Below are 21,432 nucleotides of genomic sequence, written 5' to 3' on the forward strand. Positions count from 1 at the left end.
GCTAGCCGGTGAATCGGGCCGAGGCTTCGGCCTTCGGGGTGAAGTCGGCCCGCGCCTCGAAGGGCACGGTGCCCGCCGGACGGTGCAGGTTCGCCAGCTTTGGAATGTCCTGATTGACCACGCCATCTGTCAGCGCCATCAGGTTCGGATTGGCGATGGGTGCCAACTCGGGCGAGAGATAGCCCGATTTCACCACCACCAGCCGGGCATTCTCGGGGTAAAGCCCCAGCCGGGTGAAATCGGCGAGGTCGTGATAGGGCCGGCGCCGCGCCGCCAGCACCACGCGCAAACCGCCGATCTCGACCAGCGCCTGACGCTCGGCCGGGGTCGCGCCCGCATCCAGTCGCATCACGCGGGCCAGTGCCGCGACCGGCTGGCTGGCCGGGTCGAGACTGCCGCCGATGCTCAGCCCAAGACGCGCACCCTCGCCCGCCGCGAAGCAGGCGGCGACGGCGGGGGCGTCGGTGATCCCTGCGATGATTGCGTCCTGCCAGTCCCGGGCGATCAGCGCCGCCAGCACATCGGCTCGGTCGCCGACGCCGCCGCCGGTCGGGTTGTCGCCGCTATCGGCGAGGATGACCGGCCGGGTGGTCGCGGCCTCGGCCAGATCCAGCATCTCGGCAAGGGAACCTGTGACCGGGCCGAAGCCAAAGCCTTCCCGCGCCGCCCAGAAATCGGCGGCGATGCGTTCCGCCGCTGCCTCTGCCGCACGGCGATCCGTGCCGGTGACGATCGCCGCCGCCGTGGCGCGGGGCTCGTCGGCCCAGACATAGCCGATCATCAGGTCGGACCGCCATACGCCCAGCCCCTCGCGTTCGGGCAGCGCGGCATAGAGGCTGCGCGCGGGTTCATCCTCGGTCGATGATTTCTCGCCGGGCAAGAGCAGCGGCACCGGTACCCGCACCACGCCGGGCCGCGCGCCGGTTTGCAAGGCGCGGACCAGCATCGCCACCGCCGCCTGCATCGTCTCGCCCACATCGATATGCGGCGCGGTGCGATAGGCGGCGAAGATGTCGATGGCATCGATGATGGGCTGCGAGACATTGCCATGCAGGTCATAGCTGACGGCAATTGGGATATCCGGCCCGACCAGACGGCGGACTGCGCCGATCCAGTCGCCCTCGGCATCCCAGAGATTTTCGACCTTCATCGCCCCGTGCATGGCGAGATAGACGCCATCGACCGGCAGCGAAGTTTCCAGCCGCTGCAGGAATTCCTCCTTCAGGCTGGCATAGGTCGCGGCCGAAACCGGCCCGCCCGGCACCGCGCGAGCGTGCAGAAGCGGAGCGAACTCTGCCGGGTAAGCACCGAGAAAGGCGAAGTATTCATGCGTCAGCAGATCGCCGTTGCGCAGGATGCGGAAATCCTCGACCTGCATGAGGACCGGGGAATAGGTCGAGCATTCGGTATGGATGCCACCGACGGCAATGCGCATGTCCTGATCCCCTCAAAGCTGCGGATGCAGCCGCACCTGCGCGGCGAAACGCAACCAGTCCTTGCCCGCCTTCTGGGTCCAACCGGCCTCGGCCACGGCGGGCAGGCGCGGGAAGACCAGGTCGTTGAACCAGGCATCGGTGGTGAAATGCTCGCACCAGATGCAGGACTGGATGCCGCGCATCCGGTCGCGCAGATCGTCGGGGAAGTCGCCCTCGGCCTCGTAGCCATAGGTCTTTTCCGGCGGCACCGGCCCGGCCCAACCCGCGCCGTTTTCCAGCCAGTCCGGCCCCTGCACCATGTCCATGTAATAGGCCTGCCCCGGCGTCATCACCACGTCATAGCCCTGGCGCGCCAGTTCGATCCCGACCTCGGGCTTTTCCCAGGCCATCAGCAGCGTGTCCTCGGGCCCGACGCCGCCGCCATGGGCGACCTCGTTCCAGCCGACCAGCACCTTGCCGCGGACGGTCAGCATCGCCTTGATCTTGCGCAGGAACCAGCTTTGCAGCTCGAATGTGCCGGCCAGCCCCTCGCGCTGCATCAGGATGCGCGCCTTGGGGCTTTCCAACCAGGCGTTCTTCGCCACCTCGTCGCCGCCGATGTGGAAATGCTTCGAGGGGAAGATCTCGCACAACTCGTCGATGATGGTTTCCAGCACGGTGAAGGTCTCGGGCACGCCCGGATTCCACGAATTGTTCGGATAGCCCTGCACCGGGAAATAGCTGGCGGGCGTCTCGTCCGGGTCGACGAGGAACGGCAGCGCCGCCATGACGCAGGCGGCATGGCCCGGGGTCTCGATCTCGGGCATGACCTCGATGCCTAGCGCGGTTGCATGGGCGACCACCTCGCGCATCTGGTCCTGCGTGTAGAAGCCGCCCTGATCCGCTGGCCCGTCGCCCAGCTGCGGCAGCATGTCGGGGCGATCATAGCCGCGCGTCGCGCCTGTGCTGGTCAGTTCGGGATAGGCGCGGATCTCGGCCCGCCAGCCCTCGTCATCGGTCAGGTGCCAGTGGAACAGGTTCATCTTGTACCAGGCGAGGATGTCGATCACCCGCTTGACCTGATCCAGCCGCCAGAAATGCCGCGAACAGTCCAGATGGCTGGCGCGCCAGCCATAGCGCGGGGCGTCGGTGATCTGCCCGCTGGTAGGAAAGCGGAAGTCGGGGTCGGCAGAGGCGCCATGCAGCATCTGGGCGAGCGTGATGAGGCCAAGGCGGTGGCCGGCCTCGCCGCTGGCGGTCAGGGTGATGGCGTCGCCAAAATCGAGCCGATAGCCCTCGGTCGGGATCGCGTCATCCGCAGCAAAGACCAGCGCCCGGCTGCCCGGCGCGGCGCTGATCTGGAACAGTTTTCGTGCGGCCGGGAACAGCCGGGCGTGCAGTGCGTCGATGGAGAGCATCAGCCGCTGGTCGGGCCGCGAGGTTCCCTCGCCCGAATGGATCAGCACCGGCGCGGCACCAGCCTCGCCCTCGACCGCGTTGGGCCAGGGCAGCAGGGCGAAGGGCAGCGTCAGCCGGCCCTCGGGCAAGCGCGGCGGAGGCAGGGCCGGCGCGGCGTGGCCCTGCACCAGGTCACCGACCTGCACCGGCAGATGTTCGCCCGAGGCCAGCGTGACCCAGGCGGTCTTGGCCGCATCATTGCGGTGGAAGGGCGAGCGGTTCAGCCCCGAGGCCAGAAAGCGCCAGCTTTGGCCCGGCGCGAGGCTCAGCCCCTCGGGCGGCAGGAATTCGTGGAAATTCGCCACCCGCCGCTTCAGCCGCGCGTTCTCGAGCGTGTGTTCGGGCATGATCCGGGTGATCGTGGTCAGCGACAGGCTGAAGCCCTGCAGATCGGCCTCGCCCAAATTGTGCAAGGTTACCGTCCAGGTGCCGTCCGGGCCGGGGTTCGGCGCCCATGCGTTTTCAAGGAACAGGGTCATGGGATATTCCCTCTAGGGATCTCAGTAGTCGTTCGATTGGCTGAAGGTGCGCGCAAGCGCCGGGATGCCGGCGGTCAGCCCGCAATCGACCGGCAGCACCACGCCGGTGATCGCGGCGGCCAGCGGCGAGGCGAGGAAGCCCACGGCCTCGGCCACATCCTCGGGCGCGACGATGCGACCAAGGGCGTAATGCTCGGCCGCCTCGCGGAACACATCCGGGTTGGCATCGGCTCGGGCCTGCCAGGCGCGGGTGCGGACGGTGCCGGGGGCCACGGCATTGGCGCGGATGCCCTTGGCGCCATATTCGACGGCGATCAGCCGGGTCAGGTGGATCATCCCGGCCTTGGCGGCGGAATAGGCCGGATGGCCAAAGACGCTCATCCCGTTGACCGAAACGATGTTCACCAGCGAACCGCGATTCTCGGCCAGCTGGCCCGCCAGCGCGCCGAAGACATAGAAGGCGGCGTCAAGGTTCAGCGCGCGGTCGGCCTGCCAGTTCTCGGGGCTGGTCCCCTGCAGGCTGGCCCCCAGCGCCGCGCCCGCGTTGTTGACCAGCGTGGTCACGCCGCCCGCCGCCGCTGCCGCCTCGGCCAAGGCCGCGCAACTGGCCGGGTCGGTCACGTCGACGCGGATGCCGGTGCAGGCCGGGCCGATCTCGCGCGCCGCTGCCTCGGCACCGGCCAGATCGCGGTCGGCCATCAGCACCGCGTCATGATCCTGCAGCAGGCGCCGCACGATCGCCTGCCCGATATCCCCTGCCGCGCCGGTCACCACCGCCAAGCGTTTCGTCATCTCGTCCAATCCTCTGGCGGCAGGGTTCACAGGCACCGGGGGCTGCCGCCCGCCCCGTCGCCGGTTAGGTCAGTCGCCAAGCAATTGCCGGTCATCGCCGTCGCGATGCTTGATCAACTGCTCCTTGATCCCGCGCAACAGCCGGGTCGAGCGGCTGCGGTCGGCATAGGCCACAAGGTTCGCCAGGATGTCGACCGTCGCCAGAAAGGCGTAACGGGTCGAGGTGGCACGGAAGATGTTCTGCCCCTCGGGCAGATCGACGGTGATCACCACATCCGCCGCCTCGGCCAGGGGCGAGCCGCTTTGGGTCAGCGCGATGGTCCTGATGCCGCGCTCGCGCAGCAGGGTAAAGCAGCGCACCAGTTCATGATTGCGCCCGCTGAAGGACGATCCGAAGACCACGGTTCCCGGCTCGGCCGCCGCCGACAGCATCAGGTTCATGCCGTGATCGTTCGAGGCCGAGATGCGGCAGCCAAGCCGGAACAGCCGGTTCTGCAATTCGTTCACGATCATCGAGGAATTGCCGCCGGCCCCGAAGGCATAGATCATCTGCGCCTTGGCCAGCAGCGCCGCCGCCCGCGACAGCGCCTCGAGGTCCAGCCCGCGATGCATTTCGAACAGCGCGTTCTGCGCCTTGGTGACGATATCCTCGGCCACTTCGGCGGGGGTCGAGGTCACCGATTCCGGCCGCAGATAGCGCAGCCCGACATAGGCCGAGCGCGCCAGCTGCACCTTGAAATCCGAGAAGGAGGCGCAACCCAGGCGACGGCAGAAGCGGGTGACCGTGGGCGGCGACACGCCCGCGCGGGCCGCGATCTCGGTGATCGAGGCATTGGTGGCAAAATTCACGTCCGCGAGGATCGAGGCGGCCAGCTTGCGCTCCAGCGGCGAGACCAGCCCCGATTCGTCGGTCAGCGCCGCGATCAGGTCGGGCGCGCCCATGCCAGCCGCGGCATTGCCGTCCTTCGCTGCATCCTCGCCCATGCCGCCTCCCCGCTCTGGCCTCAATGTGCCGAAATTTATTTTCTTCATCGCTTGACATTTAGCCAAATCTGCCGCGATTATTCCAGAACTTTCGCAAGATCACTGAAAAAATTTTCATGAGGGCGGCCGATGGCCACTGAGCGCGATCCGTTTGTGAACCCCTTCCCCGCCGAGGATGCCGATCGCCGCGCGATCTGGCAGATGCTGGTGCCGCGCGACATTGACGCCTTCGTCAGCGCCGACTGGGGGGCGGTGGCGGATGACTTCATCGCCGCCAACTTCACCGGAATGAGCGGCCATTTCCAGCCCGATCCGCAAAAGTTCACGTTGGCCTTCCCGACACTCGACGCCTATCGCACCGAATGGCTGCGGCAGGCGCAGGAATTCGGCGCGGCGCGCGCGGCCGGCGCCTTTGCCGGCGATCCGCGCGACGGCATCTTCGCCGCCACCCGGCTGGAAGAGATCGAGATCGATGGCGAGGCCGCGCTGGTGCGCAAGAAGTTCGACGGCCATCTGGCCAAGTCGGATGGCAGTTCCGAGCGGATGAACTGGCAGACGCTCTATGTCTGCCGGCGCGAGGGCGGGCGCTGGAAGATCGCCGGCTTCGTGGGCTACCTGCCCCATATCCAGGACTGATCATGGCCCTTGCGTCACCCCCGCGCATCTTCACCGCCGCCCTCGCCACCGAGACCAACACCTTTTCGCCCATCGTCATCGACCGCCGCGGCTTCGAGGATTCGCTCTATGCCCCGCCCGGCCAGCACCCCGAGACGCCGACGCTGTGCACCGCGCCGATCACCGTGGGCCGCCGGGTCTGCGCCGCGCAGGGTTGGACATTGATCGAGGGCACGGCGGCCTGGGCCGACCCGGCGGGCCTTGTCTCGCGCGGGGCCTACGAGACGCTGCGCGACGAGATCCTTGACCAGCTCCGCGCCGCCCTGCCCGTGGATGCGGTGGTGCTGGGCCTGCATGGCGCGATGGTGGCACAGGGCTATCTCGACCCCGAGGGCGATCTGCTGGCCCGCATCCGCGAGATCATCGGACCGGATGTTCTGCTCGCCGCGGAACTCGACCCGCACAGCCACCTGACCGCCAAGCGGGTGGCGGCGGCGGATGTGTTCGTCGCCTTCAAGGAATTCCCGCATACCGATTTCGTCGAGCGGGCCGAGGATCTGTGGCAGATCGTCGTCGATACGCTGGAGGGCCGCGTGCGCCCGGTCATGTCGGTGCATGATTGCCGGATGATCGACGTCTTCCCGACTTCGCGCCAGCCGATGCGCGGCTTTGTCGACCGGATGATGGCGATGGAGCAAGACGATCCGCGCATCCTCTCGCTCTCGGCCATCCACGGCTTCATGGCCGGTGACGTACCCGAGATGGGCACCAAGACCATCGCGATCACCGATGGCAATGCCGATTTCGGAGCCGCGCTTGCCCGGCAACTGGGCGAGGAGCTTTACGCCAATCGCGGTCGCCACATGATGCCCTCGCTCGACGAGACGGCGGCGGTGGCGCAGGCGATGGCGGCGGCAAGTGGGCCGGTGGTCATTGCCGACATGTGGGACAATCCGGGCGGCGGCACGGCGGGCGATGCCACGGTGATCCTGCGCGAATTGCTGGCACAGGGCGCGACCGGCGTCGCCATCGGCACCATCTGGGACCCGATCGCGGTGCAGCTTTGCACGGTCGCGGGCGAAGGCGCGGAAATGCCCCTGCGCTTTGGCGGGAAATCCGCGCCGGAGACCGGCGAGCCGATGGATGCGCTGGTCCGGGTGATCCGGGTGAATCCCACGGCGGAAATGCGTTTCGGCGAAAGCGTCGTCCCCTTCGGCCCGGCGGTGCGCATCGCGCTGCTGACCGCGACGGGCGAGGAAACCGGGATCGAGGTCATCCTGAACACGGTCCGGGCGCAAAGCTATGACCCGTCCCTCTTCACGGCGCTTGGCATCGAACCCTTGGCCTGCAAGATATTGGTCATCAAGTCGACCAACCACTTCTACGCGGCCTTCCAGCCGATCGCCTCGGAGATCATCTATTGCTCGGCCGGTCATCCCTATCCGAATGACCCGGCGACCAACCCCTACCGGCTGGTGCGGCAGGACATCTGGCCGCGCAGCGACAACCCGTTCGGAGACGCGACATGAGCTTTCCCTGGCCCGAACCCGGCACCGCGCTTGCCGATGTACCCACCCCGATGCCGGTGATCGACGAGGACCGGCTGGCCGCCAACATCGCCCGCGCGCAGGATTACCTGGCCGGGCACGGGCTGGCCTTCCGTCCGCATATCAAGACCCACAAGCTGGCCTCGGTGGCGCAGGCGCAGCTGGACGCCGGGGCAGTCGGGATCAATTGCCAGAAGCTGACCGAGGCCGAGGCCTTTGCCGATGCCGGGGTCGAGGACATCCTGATCACCTATAATCTCCTCGGCCCGGCGCGGCTGGCGGGGCTGAAGGCGCTGAATGACCGGGTGGCGCGGCTGACCGTCTGCGCCGATAGCGAGACCACCGTCGATGGCTATGCCGGGGCTTTTACCGCCGGCAAGCCGCTGTCGGTGATGGTCGAATGCGACACCGGCGGCGGGCGCTGCGGTGTCCAGACACCCCAGGCCGCCGCCGATCTCGCCGGTCGCATCGCCGCCGCGCCGGGGCTGCGCTTCCACGGCCTCCTGACCTATCCCGCCGTCGGCGGGGCCGAGGCGGTGCAGGCTTTCCTGACCGAGGCGGTGGCGCTGCTGGAGGCGAAGGGGATCGACTGCCCGGTCCGCTCGAACGGCGGCAGCCCTGACCTGTGGAAGGCGCATCTGGTCCCGGCGGCGACCGAGCACCGGGCCGGAACCTATGTCTATAACGACCGCTCGATGGTCCGCGCCGGCGAATGCGGGCCGCAGGATCTTGCGATGCATGTGCTGGCCACGGTCGTGTCGCGCCCGACGCCGACGCGGGCGGTGCTGGATTCGGGATCGAAGGCGCTGACATCGGACCTTCTGGGCTTTGCCGATCACGGCGAGATCGAGGGCCTGCCGGGCGCGCGGATCGTGGCCTTGTCCGAGGAACATGCCGTGGTCGATCTGACCGGCTGCACCGGCCCGCTGCCCACGGTCGGACAGCAGGTCCGGGTGATCCCGAACCATACCTGCGTGGTCTCGAACCTGTTCGACCGGATGGTGTTTCACCGCGGCGGCGTGGTCACGCGGGTCGAACCGCTGGCGGCGCGCGGCACTGTCTGGTGACTCTGGCGATGACCGCCTATCGCGCCGAGTGGATCTTTGACGGGCATCGCTGGCATGATGATGCGGCGCTGGTTGTCGAGGGCGACCGCATCGCCGCCATCCTGCCCGCCGCCGAGGCCGAAGGGGCCGAAACCATCCCCGGCTGGATCGTGCCCGGACTGATCGATCTGCAGGTGAATGGCGGCGGCGGGGTCATGCTGAATGACGAACCCACCGCCCAAGGCATCGCCCGCATCTGCGCCGCCCATGCCGCTTTCGGCACCACCTCGGTCATGGTCACGCTGATCACCGACCGGCCCGAGGTGACCCGCGCCGCCATCGCCGCGACCGAAGCGGCCAGGGGCCAGCCCGGCCTGTTGGGCCTGCATCTCGAAGGCCCGCATTTCGACCCGGCGCGCAAGGGCACCCATGACCCTGCGCTGATCCGCCCGATGGAGACCGGGGATCTGGCGCTGCTGGTCGAAGCCGCCGCAAGCCTGCCGCATCTCATCTGTACCGTCGCGCCCGAGGCGGTGACGGTCGCGCAGATCCGCGCGCTGGCCGAGGCCGGGGCGATGGTCAGCCTTGGTCACAGCGATTGTGCTTTCAGCGCGGCACAGGCCGGGATCGATGCCGGCGCGCGCATGGTCACCCATCTTTTCAACGCCATGAGTCCCCTGACCCATCGCGCGCCGGGCCTTGTCGGCGCGGCGCTGGATGATGGCCGGGTCTCGGCCGGTCTGATCGCCGATGGCTTCCATGTCGACGACGCCGCCCTGCGCATCGCGCTGCGCGGCAAGGCCGGTCCGGGGCGGATGTTTCTCGTCTCGGACGCCATGTCCACGATCGGCACCGACCTGCCGGGCCTGACCCTGAACGGTCGGCAGATCTTCCGCAAGGACGGGCGGCTGACGCTGGCCGATGGCACGCTCGCGGGGGCGGATATCGCGCTGATCGATGCCGTGCGGCATGTGCATCAGGGGCTGGGGCTGCCGCTGGATCAGGCGCTGCAACTGGCCGCGCTGAACCCAGCGCAGGCCATGGGCTGCGAGGATCTGGGCCACCTGCAGCCCGGTGCGCGGGCGGATTTCATCGCCATCACGCCCGAGATCACCGCATCCGGCAGCTGGATCGGCGGCACGCGGGTTTCGCCATGATCCTGTGTTTCGACATCGGCGGCAGCACCATCAAGACCGCCCATGCCCACGCCCCCGACGATGTTCGGCCATTGGGCCGCGTGCCGACGCCGGGGGATGATTTCGACACCTTCACCGCGATCCTCGGCGACGCCATCGCCGCCGCGCCCGGCCCCGAGCGCGTGGCGATCTCAATCGCGGGGGTGCTGGACCCGGAAACCGGCATTGCCCGCGTGGCGAATATCCCCTGCCTCTCCGGGCGGCGACTGCACGAGGACCTGACCGAGGCGCTTGGCCTGCCGGTCGATCTGGCCAATGACGCCGATTGCTTCGCGCTGGCCGAGGCGACGGTCGGCGCCGGGCGCGGGCATGATGTGGTGTTGGGGGTGATCCTTGGCACCGGCATCGGCGGCGGAGTGGTGGTGCGCGGCCAGTTGATCAACCGCAATGGCGGCTTTGCCGGCGAATGGGGGCATGGCCCGATCGCGCAGCGGGTGCTGGGCCGGCCCGAGATCACCCTGCCCGCCTTTCCCTGCGGCTGCGGCTTGTCGGGATGCCTCGATGCGGTCTGCGGCGCGCGCGGGCTGGAGATGCTGCACGAGCACCTGCATCCGGGCGTGGTAGCCGACAGCCATGCGATCATCGCCGGTTGGCAGGCGGGCGAACCGCAATCCGCGCGCAGCATGGAATTGTGGATCGAACTGCTGGCCGGACCCTTGGCGATGATCCAGAACCTCCTGGGCGCCGGGGTCATGCCGGTAGGCGGCGGGCTGTCGAACGCGCTGCCGCTGATCGAGGCGCTGGACCGCGAGGTCCGGGCGCGGACCCTGCGCCGAATCGACCGCCCACTTCTGGTACCCGCCGAATGCCGAATCGAGCCGGGCCTCGTCGGCGCGGCCATTCTGGGGCTGGCGAATGCCGCAGGGGAAAGCCGACTCGGCGGTGAAAATTCTGCCGTATGTGAAAATTGATTACACGAAATGGCAAGTGTAGCGTGAAATTTGTTGACTGGTCGCGGTGAAATCGGCAAATTCACGAAAATGAATTTCTTCGCGGGAGGGGTCGTCGAATGAAGGTCGCCATCATCGGACTGGGTTATCGGCTCGGCTATCTGGGCCATGTCTTCAAGGAGATGGACCCGGACTTCGAGATCGTCGGCTATTTCGATCCCGCGCCCGCAGGCCTTGCGACACTCACGGAACATGGCATTTCTGCGGGCATCAGCCACGCCTCGCCCGAGGCATTGGTGCGGGCGGGCGGGTTCGATCTTTTGATGATCGGCTCGCCCAACCATCTGCATCTGGACCATATCCGGCTTGGTCTCGAGGCCGGGGTGAAAATCTTTTCCGAGAAGCCCATCGTTGCCAGCATCGAACAGACCTATGAACTGGCGGCCCTGATGGGGCGCTATGGCCATGACCGGCTGCTGGTCGGGCTGGTGCTGCGCTATGCGCCGCTCTACCGCGACCTGCTGGCGGCGCGGGACGAGGGCCGCCTTGGCAAGATCGTCTCGGTCGAGGCCGCCGAGCATATCTTCCCCTATCACGGCGCCTTCTTCATGCGCGACTGGCGGCGTTACGAGAAATGGTCCGGCAGTTTCATGCTGGAAAAATGCTGCCACGATCTCGACCTCTACAACGGGTTGATCGGCGCACGCCCGCGCCGGGTCGCCAGCTTTGGCGGGCGCAAGACCTTCGTCCCGGCCAATGATCCGCGCAACGAGGGCATCAACGACCTGAGCCTCTACCACCGCAAGCCCTCGGGCTGGAACGGCTCGGACAAGGTCTTCGACACCGATGCCGACATCATCGACTACCAGGTGGCCATCGTCGAATACGAGAACGGCGTGGGGATGAACTTCCACACCAACCTGAACGCGCCCGACCAGTTCCGCCGCTTTGCCGTCTTCGGCACCAAGGGCCAGGCCGAGGGCGATTTCATCCGCGGCTTCCTGAACGTCACCGATGTGCTCAGCGAATCCCGCGTGGTCGAGCGCGAATACAAGGCCACCGCCCTGTCGCAGCATTACGGCGCCGACGAGAAGATGGCGGCCGAAGTGGTCGATCACGTCATGAAGAACGGCCCGCTGCCGGTCTCGACCCTGCAGGCGCTGGAGGCCGGCATCCTTGCCCTGTCGATGGACGAGGCGCGGCGCAGCGGCAAGGTGCTTGACCTTGCGGCAGTTTGGGATCGTTATGACAATGCGCTGGTCCGGAAGGCGGCCTGAGCCATGATCAAGTCACGATCCGCCATGATCTTTGCCTGGGCGCTTCTGGCCCCCGCGATCCTCTATGTGCTGATCATCGTGGCATGGCCCCTGTTCGAGACCTTCCGGCTGTCCTTCACCGATGCCTCGCTGCGCAAGGTGGTGAACTATGTCGGCTGGCGCAACTATGAGAAGATCTTCAACGAGACCTTCTTGACGGTCATCACCCGCACCTTCATCTGGACCTTCTTCTCGGTCCTCTTGAAGATGATCATCGGCATGTGCGGGGCGGTGCTGCTGAACGCCTCGGTGCCGGGGCGCAACATCTTCCGCATCCTGACCATGCCGCCCTGGATCGTGCCCATGGCCATCGGCATCTTCATGTGGGGCTGGATGTATAACGGCCAGTTCGGGATGATCTCGGGCCTCTTGCAGCGCTTCGGCCTGACCGATGGCCCGGTGGCCTTCCTCGCCTATGGCAGCACCGCCTTCTGGGCCACGATCGTCACCGATGTGTGGATCGGCGTGCCGATGGTGACGATCTATTTCCTCGCCGCCATGCAGGCCATCCCCAAGGACCTTTACGAGGCTGCCTGGACCGATGGCGCCGGACGTTGGACGCGCTTTCGCCGCATCACCCTGCCGCTGATGGCGCCGGCGATCATCACCATGTCGATGCTGTCGCTGATCGCCACCTTCAACAGTTTCGACATCATCTGGATCCTGACCCAGGGCGGTCCGTCCGGCCAGACCACGACGATGATCATCGACACCTACAACACCGCGATCGGGTCGAAAAAATATGGCGAGGGTGCGGCGCGCGCCGTGGTCATCTGCCTGTTCCTGTCGATGTTCTGCATCGCCTATTTCCGCATCGTCCGCCGTCTGGCGGACCCCGGCAAGGCCTAGGAGGGTCCCATGGCGCTGTTTCGCAAGGACGACACCGCGATGATCGACCGCTATCGCTGGTGGGAAATCGTCGGCATCTACCTCGGTATCTTCGCCTTCCTGTTCTTCCTGCTGTCGCCCTTCATCGAGGGCTTCCTGGTCAGCCTGAAGCCGCTGTCGCAGCTGTTCTCCTCGCCCTATACCTTCTGGCCGGAGAACGGCTCTTTCGCCGCCTATTTCGACATGTGGAAGACGGTGCCGGGCTTCGCGCGCTATATCTTCAACTCCTTCTTCATCTCGATCGTCTCGACCTGCATCGTGCTTCTGCTGGTGGTGCCCGCCGCCTATGCCTTTGCCCGCTTCCGCTTTGCCGGCATGGGGCTGGTGCTGGGGGCCTTCCTGGCGGTCAGCATGTTCTCGGGCGCGGTGCTGTTGATCCCGCTGTTCCGGCTGATGCGGACGCTGGGGCTTCTGAACACCTATTGGGCGATGATCATTCCGGGCGCGGCCTTCCTGATCCCCTCGGCCATCTGGCTGCTCAGGACCTACATGATGCGCATCCCGACCGAGCTGAACGAGGCCGCCTACATGGATGGCGCCAGCCAGTTCTATACCTTCCGCCGGGTGATCCTGCCGATCGCGCGTCCGGGCATCGTCGTGGTCGCCATCGTGACCTTCATCGGCGCCTATTCACAGCAGTTCATCTTCGCGCTGACCTTCAACTCCAAGACCGAATACATGCCACTACCGATCGGGCTCTACGCCTTCTTCGGCAAGCAGGAGGTGATCTGGAACGAGCTGATGGCCGCCAGTTTCGTGGGCATCCTGCCCGCACTGGTCATCATCTTCTTCCTGCAACGCCATCTCGTGGGCGGGCTGACCGCCGGCGCGGTGAAACAATAACGCCTTAAACAACCGGGAGACTTACACGTGACCACACTCTTCAAACGCAGCCTGATCGGGCTGGCCCTTGCCGGCAGCACCGCCCTGCCCGCCCTCGCCGAAGACATCAGCTGGATCTATTGCGGCGACCGCATCGACGGCGTGCATGAAAAATACATCGCCGAATGGAACACCGCCAACCCGGACTTCCAGGTCAAGCCCGAGCTGGTGGGCTGGGCCCAGTGCCAGGACAAGGCGACCACGCTGGCCGCCGCCGGCAGCCCGGTCGGGCTGGCCTATGTCGGCTCGCGCACGCTGAAGGAATTCGCGCTGAACGAGCTGATCGTGCCGGTGCCGATGACCGAAGAGGAAAAGGCGGCCTATTACCCCCATATCGTCGACACCGTGACCTTCCAGGACAACCAGTGGGGCGTGCCCGTCGCCTTCTCGACCAAGGCGCTCTACTGGAACAAGGATCTGTTCAAGGCCGCCGGGCTTGACCCCGAGACGCCGCCGAAGACCTGGGCCGAAGAGATCGAGTTCGCCAAGATCATCAAGGAAAAGACCGGCACCCCGGGTTATGGCCTCTCGGCCAAAACCATGGACAACACCATGCACCAGTTCCTGCACTGGATTTACACCAACAACGGCAAGGTGATCGATGCCGAGGATAACATCGTCCTCGACAGCCCCGAGAACCTGGCCGCGCTTCAGGCCTACAAGGACATCACCCCGTACTCGGTCGAAGGCGCCACCGCCTACGAGCAGAACGAGATGCGGGCGATCTTCCTCGATGGCAAGGTCGGCATGCTGCAGGCGTCGGCCGGCACCGCGACCCGTCTTGCGGAAACCGACATCAACTGGGGCGTGACCACCCTGCCGCTGGGGCCGTCGGCCACCGGGCCGGGCACGCTGCTGATCACCGACAGCCTCGTGGTCTTCGCGGGCACCGGGGTCGAGGAAAAGGCGACCGAATTCGCCAAGTACATCACCTCGCCCGATATCCAGATCCAGTACGAGATGTCGCCGGATGCCGGCCTGACCCCGCTGCGTCCGCGCCCCGAGGTCGAGGAACTGGTGAAGAACACGCCCTTCTGGAAGCCCTATATCGACGGCATCGAATATGGCGGACCCGAGCCCCTGTTCACCGATTACAAGGGCCTGCAGAACGTCATGATCGAGATGGTCCAGTCGGTCGTCACCGGCGCGGCCGAGCCGCAGGCGGCACTGACCAAGGCCGCCGAGGCCCTGGAAGAATACAAGTAAGCTGAACCCGGCCCGGCCGCGCCGTCATGCGGCCGGGCCATTCTGACGGACGTCGCGAAGGAGTGGGCGCTTGGGCCAGTTGACACTGAAGAACGTGGTGAAGAGCTTTGGCCAGATCGAGGTGGTCAAGCATGTATCGCTGGAGGTGCAGGACGGCGAGTTCGTCGTCTTCGTCGGCCCCTCGGGCTGCGGCAAGTCCACGCTTCTGCGCATGGTCGCAGGCCTCGAACATACCAGCGGCGGCGATATCGTCATCGACGGGCAGCGGGTGAACGACCTGCCGCCGGTCAAGCGCGGCATCGCCATGGTGTTCCAGTCCTATGCGCTTTACCCGCATATGTCGGTCTATGAAAACATCGCCTTCCCGCTGCGGGTCGAGCGCGCCTCCGAAGAGGTGATCCGCGAGAAGGTCGAATCCGCCGCCGCCATCCTGCATCTGGACCAGCGCCTGCAACAGAAACCCGGGATGCTGTCGGGCGGCCAGCGCCAGCGCGTCGCCATCGGCCGCGCCATCGTGCGCGAACCGAAGATCTTCCTGTTCGACGAGCCGCTGTCGAACCTCGACGCCGCCCTGCGCGCCGACATGCGGATCGAACTGACGCGCCTGCACAAGCAGTTGGGCGCGACGATGATCTATGTCACCCATGACCAGGTCGAGGCCATGACCATGGCCGACCGCATCGTGGTGCTGAACGCCGGCTATATCGCCCAGGTGGGCGCGCCGCTGGAGCTTTACCACAAGCCGCAGAATGCCTTCGTCGCGCGCTTCATCGGCAATCCGCGGATGAACATGCTGCCGGTGACCTGCACCGCCGTCTCGACCGCCGGGGTCGAGGTCGATCTGAACGGCCAGCGCCTCTTGATCCCGGTCGACGGCCTTGCCGGGATGGAAGGCAAGCCGTTGATGCTGGGCATCCGCCCCGAGCATATCCAGATCGGCCGGGGCGAGGCGAACATCACGGTTACCCCTGCGGTCGTCGAGCAGCTGGGCCAGCAGACCATCGGCTATGCCCCCCTGCCCGACCAGGAGGACAATTTCTGCTTTGTCATGCCCGGCACCCAGGTCATCGTCGAGGAACGGCCGCTGGAGATCAGCTTCCGCACCGAGGATTGCCACCTGTTCAACGCCGAGGGCGAAGCCTACGAGCGCCGCATTGACCTGTCCGCGATGACCGAACCACCGGTGCCGCTCTCGGCCTGAGAACCCTAACGCTCGGACGAGAAATGCGTCTTGAGATAGGTCATGATGACCTCTTTCTCGGCCGGCTCGGGGTCGAACATGCCCTGTTTCTCGACCATCCACTGCCACAGGTCATCCCAACGCGCATCGGTCACGCGCTGCTGCAGGATGATCGCCGTCGAATGGCAGGCGGTGCATTGGTAATAGGTTTCTTCCGCACCCGGGGCGTCGGGCAGGTTGCCAAACTCGGGGTTCGGCGCCGGTCCCTCGGTCTCGGTCGCGGCGGGCGCGCGCAGGGCGGCCATCGGATCGGCGGCGGAGATCTGGACCTCGTTGCGCAAGGCCCGCATAGGATCGGGACCGGATTGGGCAACCGCAAGGGCGGCGCTGCCCAAAAGCGCCGCAAGCCCCAGCGCAAGCTTCAGCTGGATCTGGTGCATGTCCTCCCCCTCAGGTTGCGACCAGCGCAATGCGGTGCTGCAGGTTGTTGCCATAGCCGCGCGGGTTCCAGCCCGGCGAGACCGGCGGCTGGCTGATCCCGTCGGCATCGGTCGCCCGCGCCCAGACCTCGTAATAGCCCGCCTGCGGCAGCGTCACATTGGCCCGCCAGCGCTGCCAGGCAAAGCGGTTCGGCGGCGCCAGCAGCTCGGCCTCCTGCCAGGTCGCGCCGAAATCGGTCGAGACATGGACGGCCGCCACATCGCCCTTGCCGCACCAGGCATGGCCGCGCACCTCGGTCGCAGCACCCGAGGGAACCTCGGTGCCAGTCTCGGGAAAGGTAATCAGCGATTTCACAGGCATCACCGTCATGATGACCATGTCCTCCTCGGGCACCTCGGTCCCCGGCGCCACCGGATAGGCCGGCAGGCGGTAGGAATATCCGGTCATCTTCTCGCCGTCATGGACCTGGTCGCGGACCCAGATCCGGGTCAGGTATTTCTGCGAGACCGAACCCGGATAGCCCGGCACGACCAGCCGCAGCGGAAAGCCGTGCAGCGCCGGGATCGGCTCGCCATTCATCGCCCAGGCGATGATCGCATCCTCCTCCAGCGCCTTCTCGATCGGCGCACCGCGCGAGATCGTCTGCTTCTCGGCGTCGCCCGACAGATGCACGTCATTGCCGTAATGGCCGGTATAGACCGCCCCCGGCTTCACTCCCGCAGCCTTCAGCACATCGGCCAGCCGGACCCCGGTCCATTCCGGACAACCGATCGCACCCATGGTCCATTGATTGCCCGAGGAACCCGGCTGGAAGAAGGCCCGGCCATTGCCGCCGCATTCGACCCAGAGCACCTTGGTCACCGTCTCGAACTGCGCTTTCAGGTCCTCGAGCGTCAGGCTCAGCGGCGTCTCGACCTCGCCATCGACGGTCAGCGTCCAGCCCTCGGCATTGGCGTCCAGCGCGGTCTGCGGGACCAGCCCGTTCAGCCGCACGAACATCCGTTCATAGGGGGTGATGTCATCGTCCAGAAGATGCGCCGGGGTCTCGGCATTCAGCGGCCGGTCACTCATGATCGTCAGGCCAGTCTTGCCCGACATCAGATCGGTCCCGGTATCCTGCGCCAGCGCCACGGGGATGATCCCGGCGGGCAGGTTGCGCTCGAAGGGGATGGTCATGCCCAGCAGGGCACCGAAGGCCGAGAGGCTGGTCCCGCGCAGGAAGGCGCGGCGCGAGTTTCCGGGCGGCTGATCGGTGTCAATCGGGGCGACAGCATGATCGGGCAGGTCGGACATGTCCTAACCTCCTGTATAATCGTCATTAAATGCTTGGCGTCGCGTCAATGAGACTGCAGGGACTGCAAGCTGTCAAGCAGTTTCGCGAGCTGCCGCCCCGCAAGTGTTGGGTCAGTCCATCAGCTCGTCCAGCCCGGCCAGCGCCGCCAGCCGGTCGCGGTCGGTCAGCGTCACCCGCGTGCCCTGCACATGCACGCCCTCGGCTGCCAGCGCCTTCAAGGCGCGCGACAGGCTTTCGGGGGTGATGCCGAGATAGGAGGCAATGAGCCGCTTTTCGTAGGGCAGCGCGAAACCGGCCGCGTTGCCGTTCCGCACCGACAGCTTCAGCAGATAGGCAGCCAGCCGCTCGCGCGCCGAGCGCAGCTTCAGGCTCTTGGTGTGGCGGACCATGCTGCGGTAGCAACGGGCCAGTTCCTCGACCACATCGACAGCGAAATCGGCATCACGGCGAAAGGCCGCGCGCAGATCGGCCGAGGGGATCAGCACCACCCGGCTGGCCTCCAGCGTCCGCGCCGACATCAGGTGCGGCGCATCGCGGATGCAGGCCGCCAGGATGAAGCTGCTGACCGGGCGCAGGATCGCCATCGTGCTGTCGCGGCCCTGCCATTCCGAGAAAAGCTCGATCGAGCCCTCGACCAGCACATGCAGGAAGGTCGCGCGGCTGCCCTGACGGACCAGTTGCAGCTGCGCCGGAAATTCCTGCGCATAGGCCGCGTGCATCATGGCGTCGAAATTCGCCGTGGTCATGTTCCTAAACAGCCCGAGGCTGCGGATTTCCGCCCTGTCTTCGCTTCGCATCACATCTCTCGAATCGCCCTGTGGCTGTATTTCTCTCACGCCTGTGCGAACGGTGAATTGACGCAGGTCAAATCAAGGGATGACTTTTGTGGACCCACTGTTTGACCACATCGCCCCGGCACCGGGGTCGAGCGCAAGTCACCCCTGAACAGGCCTCAATCGCGGTCGGTTTTAACCATATCCGCTGGCTGCTTTGATCGAGATCAAGTCTGCCCCCGGGCCGGGATGGGATGCCACCCCTCGAACTGCCGCCTCTTGCGGCATTGAAGGGAGCTTATGTCATGTCCGAGGGCACGACCCCGGTGGCCACCGAACAGCAGAAGGCGCTTTGGCTCAGCACCACGGCCTTCACGCTGTGCTTTGCCGTCTGGACCATCTTTTCCATCATCGGCCTGTCGATCAAGGAACAGCTTGGCCTGACCGAATTCCAATATGGCCTGCTGATCGCGACGCCGATCCTGACCGGGTCGCTGACCCGGCTGATCCTCGGCGTCTGGACCGAGCGTTACGGCGGCAGGCTGGTCTTTCCGGCGCAGATGATCCTGACCGGCGCGGCGACCTGGGCGCTGACCTGGGCCAACAGCTATCCGACCTTCCTTCTGGCCGCGCTTGGCGTGGGCCTTGCCGGCGGGTCCTTCATCATCGGCGTCGCCTATGTGTCGAAATGGTTCCCCGCCGGACGCCAGGGCACGGCGCTTGGCATTTTCGGCATGGGCAATGTCGGCGCGGCGGTGACGAAATTCCTCGCCCCCTTCGTGCTGGTCGCCTGGGGATGGGAGGCCGTGGCGCAGATCTGGGCCGTGGGCATCAGCCTGATGGGCGTGATCTTCTTCCTCATCGCCCGCGATGACCCGGCCTTTGTCGAGCGCAAGGCGAAAGGCATTGCCGCGCCCTCGCTGGCCGAGCAGTTCGCACCGCTGAAGAACCTGCAGGTCTGGCGCTTTGCGCTCTATTACTTCTTCGTCTTCGGCGGTTTCGTCGCGCTGGCACTGTGGCTGCCGCATTACCTCACTGATGTCTATGGCGCCGATGTGCGTCTGGCCGGCGTCGCCGCCGCCAGCTTCAGCCTCGCCGCCAGCGTCTTCCGCGCCTATGGCGGGGTGCTGTCGGACCGTTTCGGCGCGCGGCAGGTGATGTACTGGACCTTCGGCTTCTCGGCCGTGCTCCTCTTCATGCTGTCCTATCCGCCGACCGATTACATCGTGCACGGCAAGGACGGTCCGATCGCCTTCTCGACCAAGATGGACATGTGGCCCTTCGTCACCGTGCTGTTCGCGCTCGGTTTCTTCATGAGCCTCGGCAAGGCCGCCGTCTTCAAGCATATCCCGGTCTATTACCCGAACCATGTCGGCGCGGTCGGCGGCCTCGTGGGCATGATCGGCGGCCTTGGCGGCTTCGTCCTGCCCATCGTCTTCGGCGCGCTTCTGGACCTAACCGGGGTCTATACCTCGTGCTTCGCGCTGCTGCTGGTGATCGTCGTGGTCTCGGCCGCCTGGATGCACCTGTCGATCCGCGCGATGGAGCGCAAGGCCCATGGCGAGGCGCTGGACCGTCTGCCGCAATTCCCCGAACTGCAGGAGATCCACGACCCCGAGCGCACGGTCATGCCCCGCACGCTGGAAGACTGGCGCCCCGAGGACAAGACCTTCTGGGCCGAGAAGGGCCGCAAGGTGGCACGGCGCAACCTGTGGCTGTCGATCCCTGCCCTTCTGCTGGCCTTCTCGGTCTGGATGGTCTGGTCGGTCGTCGTCGCGCGCCTGCCCTCGATCGGGTTCCAGTTCACGCAGAACCAGCTGTTCTGGCTGACCGCCCTGCCGGCCCTGTCGGGTGCGACGCTGAGGATCTTCTACAGCTTCATGGTGCCGATCTTCGGTGGCCGGCTCTGGACCACGCTCTCGACCGCCTCGCTGCTGATCCCGGCCATGGGCATCGGCTATGCGGTGCAGGACCCGACCACGCCTTACCTGATCTTCGTCATCCTCGCCCTGCTCTGCGGGCTGGGCGGCGGCAACTTTGCCTCGTCCATGTCCAATATCAGCTTCTTCTTCCCCAAGTCGGAAAAGGGCAATGCGCTGGCGCTGAACGCGGGTCTGGGCAACCTGGGCGTCTCGGTCATGCAGTTCCTGGTGCCGATCGTCATCACCATGGGCGTCTTTGGCGCGCTTGGCGGTGCGCCGCAAGAGCTTGCCGATGGCGGCCAGCTGTGGATGCAGAACGCGGGCTTCGTCTGGGTGCCCTTCATCGCCGTCTCGACCTTCCTCGCCTGGCTCGGGATGAATGACATCAGCGATGCCAAGGCCAGCTTCAAAGAGCAGGCGGTGATCTTTACCCGCAAGCACAACTGGCTGATGTGCCTGCTTTACGTCGGCACCTTCGGCAGCTTCATCGGCTTCTCGGCGGGCTTCCCGCTGCTGATCAAGCTGGTCTTCCCCGATGTGAACGCGCTGCAATTCGTCTTCCTTGGCCCGCTGGTCGGCGCGCTGAGCCGCGCCGGCACCGGCTGGCTTGCCGACCGCTTGGGCGGCGGGCGCGTCACCTTCTGGGTCTTTGCCGGCATGATCGTCTCGGCCGGGCTGGTGATCCTGTCCTTGCAGGCGCAATCCTTCGCGGGCTTCTTTGCCGGCTTCATGGCGCTGTTCTTCTTTACCGGCGTCGGCAATGCCTCGACCTTCCAGATGATCCCGGTGATCATGCGCAAGGAAACCGAGCGTCTGGCCCCGAGCCTCGACGCCGATGGCCGCCGCCGTCAGGCCGAACGCGAATCCGCCGCCATCATCGCCTTTACCAGCGCGATCGGCGCCTATGGCGGGTTCTTCATCCCGAAAGCCTATGGCAGCTCGATTGCCATGACCGGCTCGGCCGTGGGCGCCATCTGGCTGTTCATCGCCTTCTACGTCCTCTGCCTGATCGTGACCTGGGTCTTCTACACCCGGCCCGGCGGGCTGCTTCACGACATCGAACATCGCCGCGCGGCCCCCGCTGCGCCGCAAGCTGCCTGAATTTCAC

Annotated in this window: 18 protein-coding genes; 11 read left to right on the top strand and 7 right to left on the bottom strand. The window is 66.0% G+C overall.

Annotated elements, in window-relative coordinates:
- Position 1: 1 nt before the first annotated feature.
- The 4 genes from CX676_RS08815 to CX676_RS08830 all read right to left on the bottom strand — a co-directional run bounded on the left by CX676_RS08815 (position 2) and on the right by CX676_RS08830 (position 5,128).
- A complete protein-coding gene (locus CX676_RS08815) occupies positions 2–1,435 on the bottom strand; it encodes a M81 family metallopeptidase (RefSeq protein ID WP_232816629.1) in 1,434 nt (477 codons plus the stop codon).
- 12 nt (positions 1,436–1,447) lie between these two features.
- A complete protein-coding gene (locus CX676_RS08820; protein ID WP_101752283.1) occupies positions 1,448–3,352 on the bottom strand; it encodes a beta-N-acetylhexosaminidase in 1,905 nt (634 codons plus the stop codon).
- A gap of 21 nt (positions 3,353–3,373) precedes the next feature.
- Positions 3,374–4,144: an SDR family oxidoreductase gene (locus CX676_RS08825; RefSeq protein WP_101752284.1), complete on the bottom strand. Its 771-nt coding sequence runs from the start codon at positions 4,142–4,144 to the stop codon at positions 3,374–3,376.
- Between the two features lie 69 nt (positions 4,145–4,213).
- Entirely contained in the window at positions 4,214–5,128 is a 915-nt protein-coding gene (locus CX676_RS08830) for a MurR/RpiR family transcriptional regulator (RefSeq protein ID WP_232816630.1), read from the bottom strand.
- Positions 5,129–5,257: 129 nt separating this feature from the next.
- Between CX676_RS08830 and CX676_RS08835 the strand changes: the two genes are divergently transcribed.
- The 10 genes from CX676_RS08835 to CX676_RS08880 all read left to right on the top strand — a co-directional run bounded on the left by CX676_RS08835 (position 5,258) and on the right by CX676_RS08880 (position 15,915).
- A complete protein-coding gene (locus CX676_RS08835; protein WP_101752285.1) occupies positions 5,258–5,764 on the top strand; it encodes a hypothetical protein in 507 nt (168 codons plus the stop codon).
- 2 nt (positions 5,765–5,766) lie between these two features.
- Positions 5,767–7,272, top strand: a complete 1,506-nt coding sequence (locus CX676_RS08840; RefSeq protein ID WP_101752286.1) for a M81 family metallopeptidase — start codon at positions 5,767–5,769, stop codon at positions 7,270–7,272.
- Positions 7,269–8,357 carry a D-TA family PLP-dependent enzyme gene (locus CX676_RS08845; protein ID WP_101752287.1) on the top strand — a complete coding sequence of 363 codons (1,089 nt, stop codon included), beginning with the start codon at positions 7,269–7,271 and terminating at the stop codon, positions 8,355–8,357. Before CX676_RS08840 ends, CX676_RS08845 begins: the two co-directional genes overlap by 4 nt.
- Before the next feature lie 8 nt (positions 8,358–8,365).
- Positions 8,366–9,493, top strand: coding sequence for an N-acetylglucosamine-6-phosphate deacetylase (nagA, locus tag CX676_RS08850; RefSeq protein WP_101752288.1), 1,128 nt, complete (start codon positions 8,366–8,368; stop codon positions 9,491–9,493).
- Entirely contained in the window at positions 9,490–10,443 is a 954-nt protein-coding gene (locus CX676_RS08855) for an ROK family protein (RefSeq protein WP_101752289.1), read from the top strand. Before nagA ends, CX676_RS08855 begins: the two co-directional genes overlap by 4 nt.
- A gap of 98 nt (positions 10,444–10,541) precedes the next feature.
- Positions 10,542–11,699, top strand: a complete 1,158-nt coding sequence (locus CX676_RS08860) for a Gfo/Idh/MocA family protein (protein WP_101752290.1) — start codon at positions 10,542–10,544, stop codon at positions 11,697–11,699.
- A 3-nt stretch (positions 11,700–11,702) separates the two neighbouring features.
- On the top strand, positions 11,703–12,587 hold the full coding sequence (locus CX676_RS08865; RefSeq protein WP_101752291.1) for a carbohydrate ABC transporter permease: 885 nt from the start codon (positions 11,703–11,705) through the stop codon (positions 12,585–12,587).
- A gap of 9 nt (positions 12,588–12,596) precedes the next feature.
- Entirely contained in the window at positions 12,597–13,469 is an 873-nt protein-coding gene (locus CX676_RS08870) for a carbohydrate ABC transporter permease (RefSeq protein ID WP_101752292.1), read from the top strand.
- 27 nt (positions 13,470–13,496) lie between these two features.
- Positions 13,497–14,714, top strand: a complete 1,218-nt coding sequence (locus CX676_RS08875; RefSeq protein ID WP_101752293.1) for an extracellular solute-binding protein — start codon at positions 13,497–13,499, stop codon at positions 14,712–14,714.
- Positions 14,715–14,784: 70 nt separating this feature from the next.
- Positions 14,785–15,915, top strand: a complete 1,131-nt coding sequence (locus tag CX676_RS08880) for an ABC transporter ATP-binding protein (protein ID WP_101752294.1) — start codon at positions 14,785–14,787, stop codon at positions 15,913–15,915.
- Between the two features lie 5 nt (positions 15,916–15,920).
- Here the strand turns inward: CX676_RS08880 and CX676_RS22755 are convergent, their stop codons facing one another.
- The 3 genes from CX676_RS22755 to CX676_RS08895 all read right to left on the bottom strand — a co-directional run bounded on the left by CX676_RS22755 (position 15,921) and on the right by CX676_RS08895 (position 18,426).
- Positions 15,921–16,334 (bottom strand): cytochrome C-552, encoded by a 414-nt coding sequence (locus tag CX676_RS22755; RefSeq protein WP_198590308.1) that lies wholly within the window; start codon positions 16,332–16,334, stop codon positions 15,921–15,923.
- Positions 16,335–16,344: 10 nt separating this feature from the next.
- Positions 16,345–17,628 (bottom strand): sulfite oxidase, encoded by a 1,284-nt coding sequence (locus CX676_RS08890; RefSeq protein ID WP_101752295.1) that lies wholly within the window; start codon positions 17,626–17,628, stop codon positions 16,345–16,347.
- A 111-nt stretch (positions 17,629–17,739) separates the two neighbouring features.
- Positions 17,740–18,426, bottom strand: coding sequence for a helix-turn-helix domain-containing protein (locus CX676_RS08895; protein WP_101752296.1), 687 nt, complete (start codon positions 18,424–18,426; stop codon positions 17,740–17,742).
- 281 nt (positions 18,427–18,707) lie between these two features.
- Here CX676_RS08895 and CX676_RS08900 point away from each other — a divergent pair, with 281 nt between their 5' ends.
- Positions 18,708–21,425, top strand: coding sequence for a nitrate/nitrite transporter (locus tag CX676_RS08900; protein ID WP_101752297.1), 2,718 nt, complete (start codon positions 18,708–18,710; stop codon positions 21,423–21,425).
- Positions 21,426–21,432 lie beyond the last annotated feature (7 nt).

The organism is Paracoccus zhejiangensis (assembly GCF_002847445.1).
GTDB classification, from domain to species: domain Bacteria; phylum Pseudomonadota; class Alphaproteobacteria; order Rhodobacterales; family Rhodobacteraceae; genus Paracoccus; species Paracoccus zhejiangensis.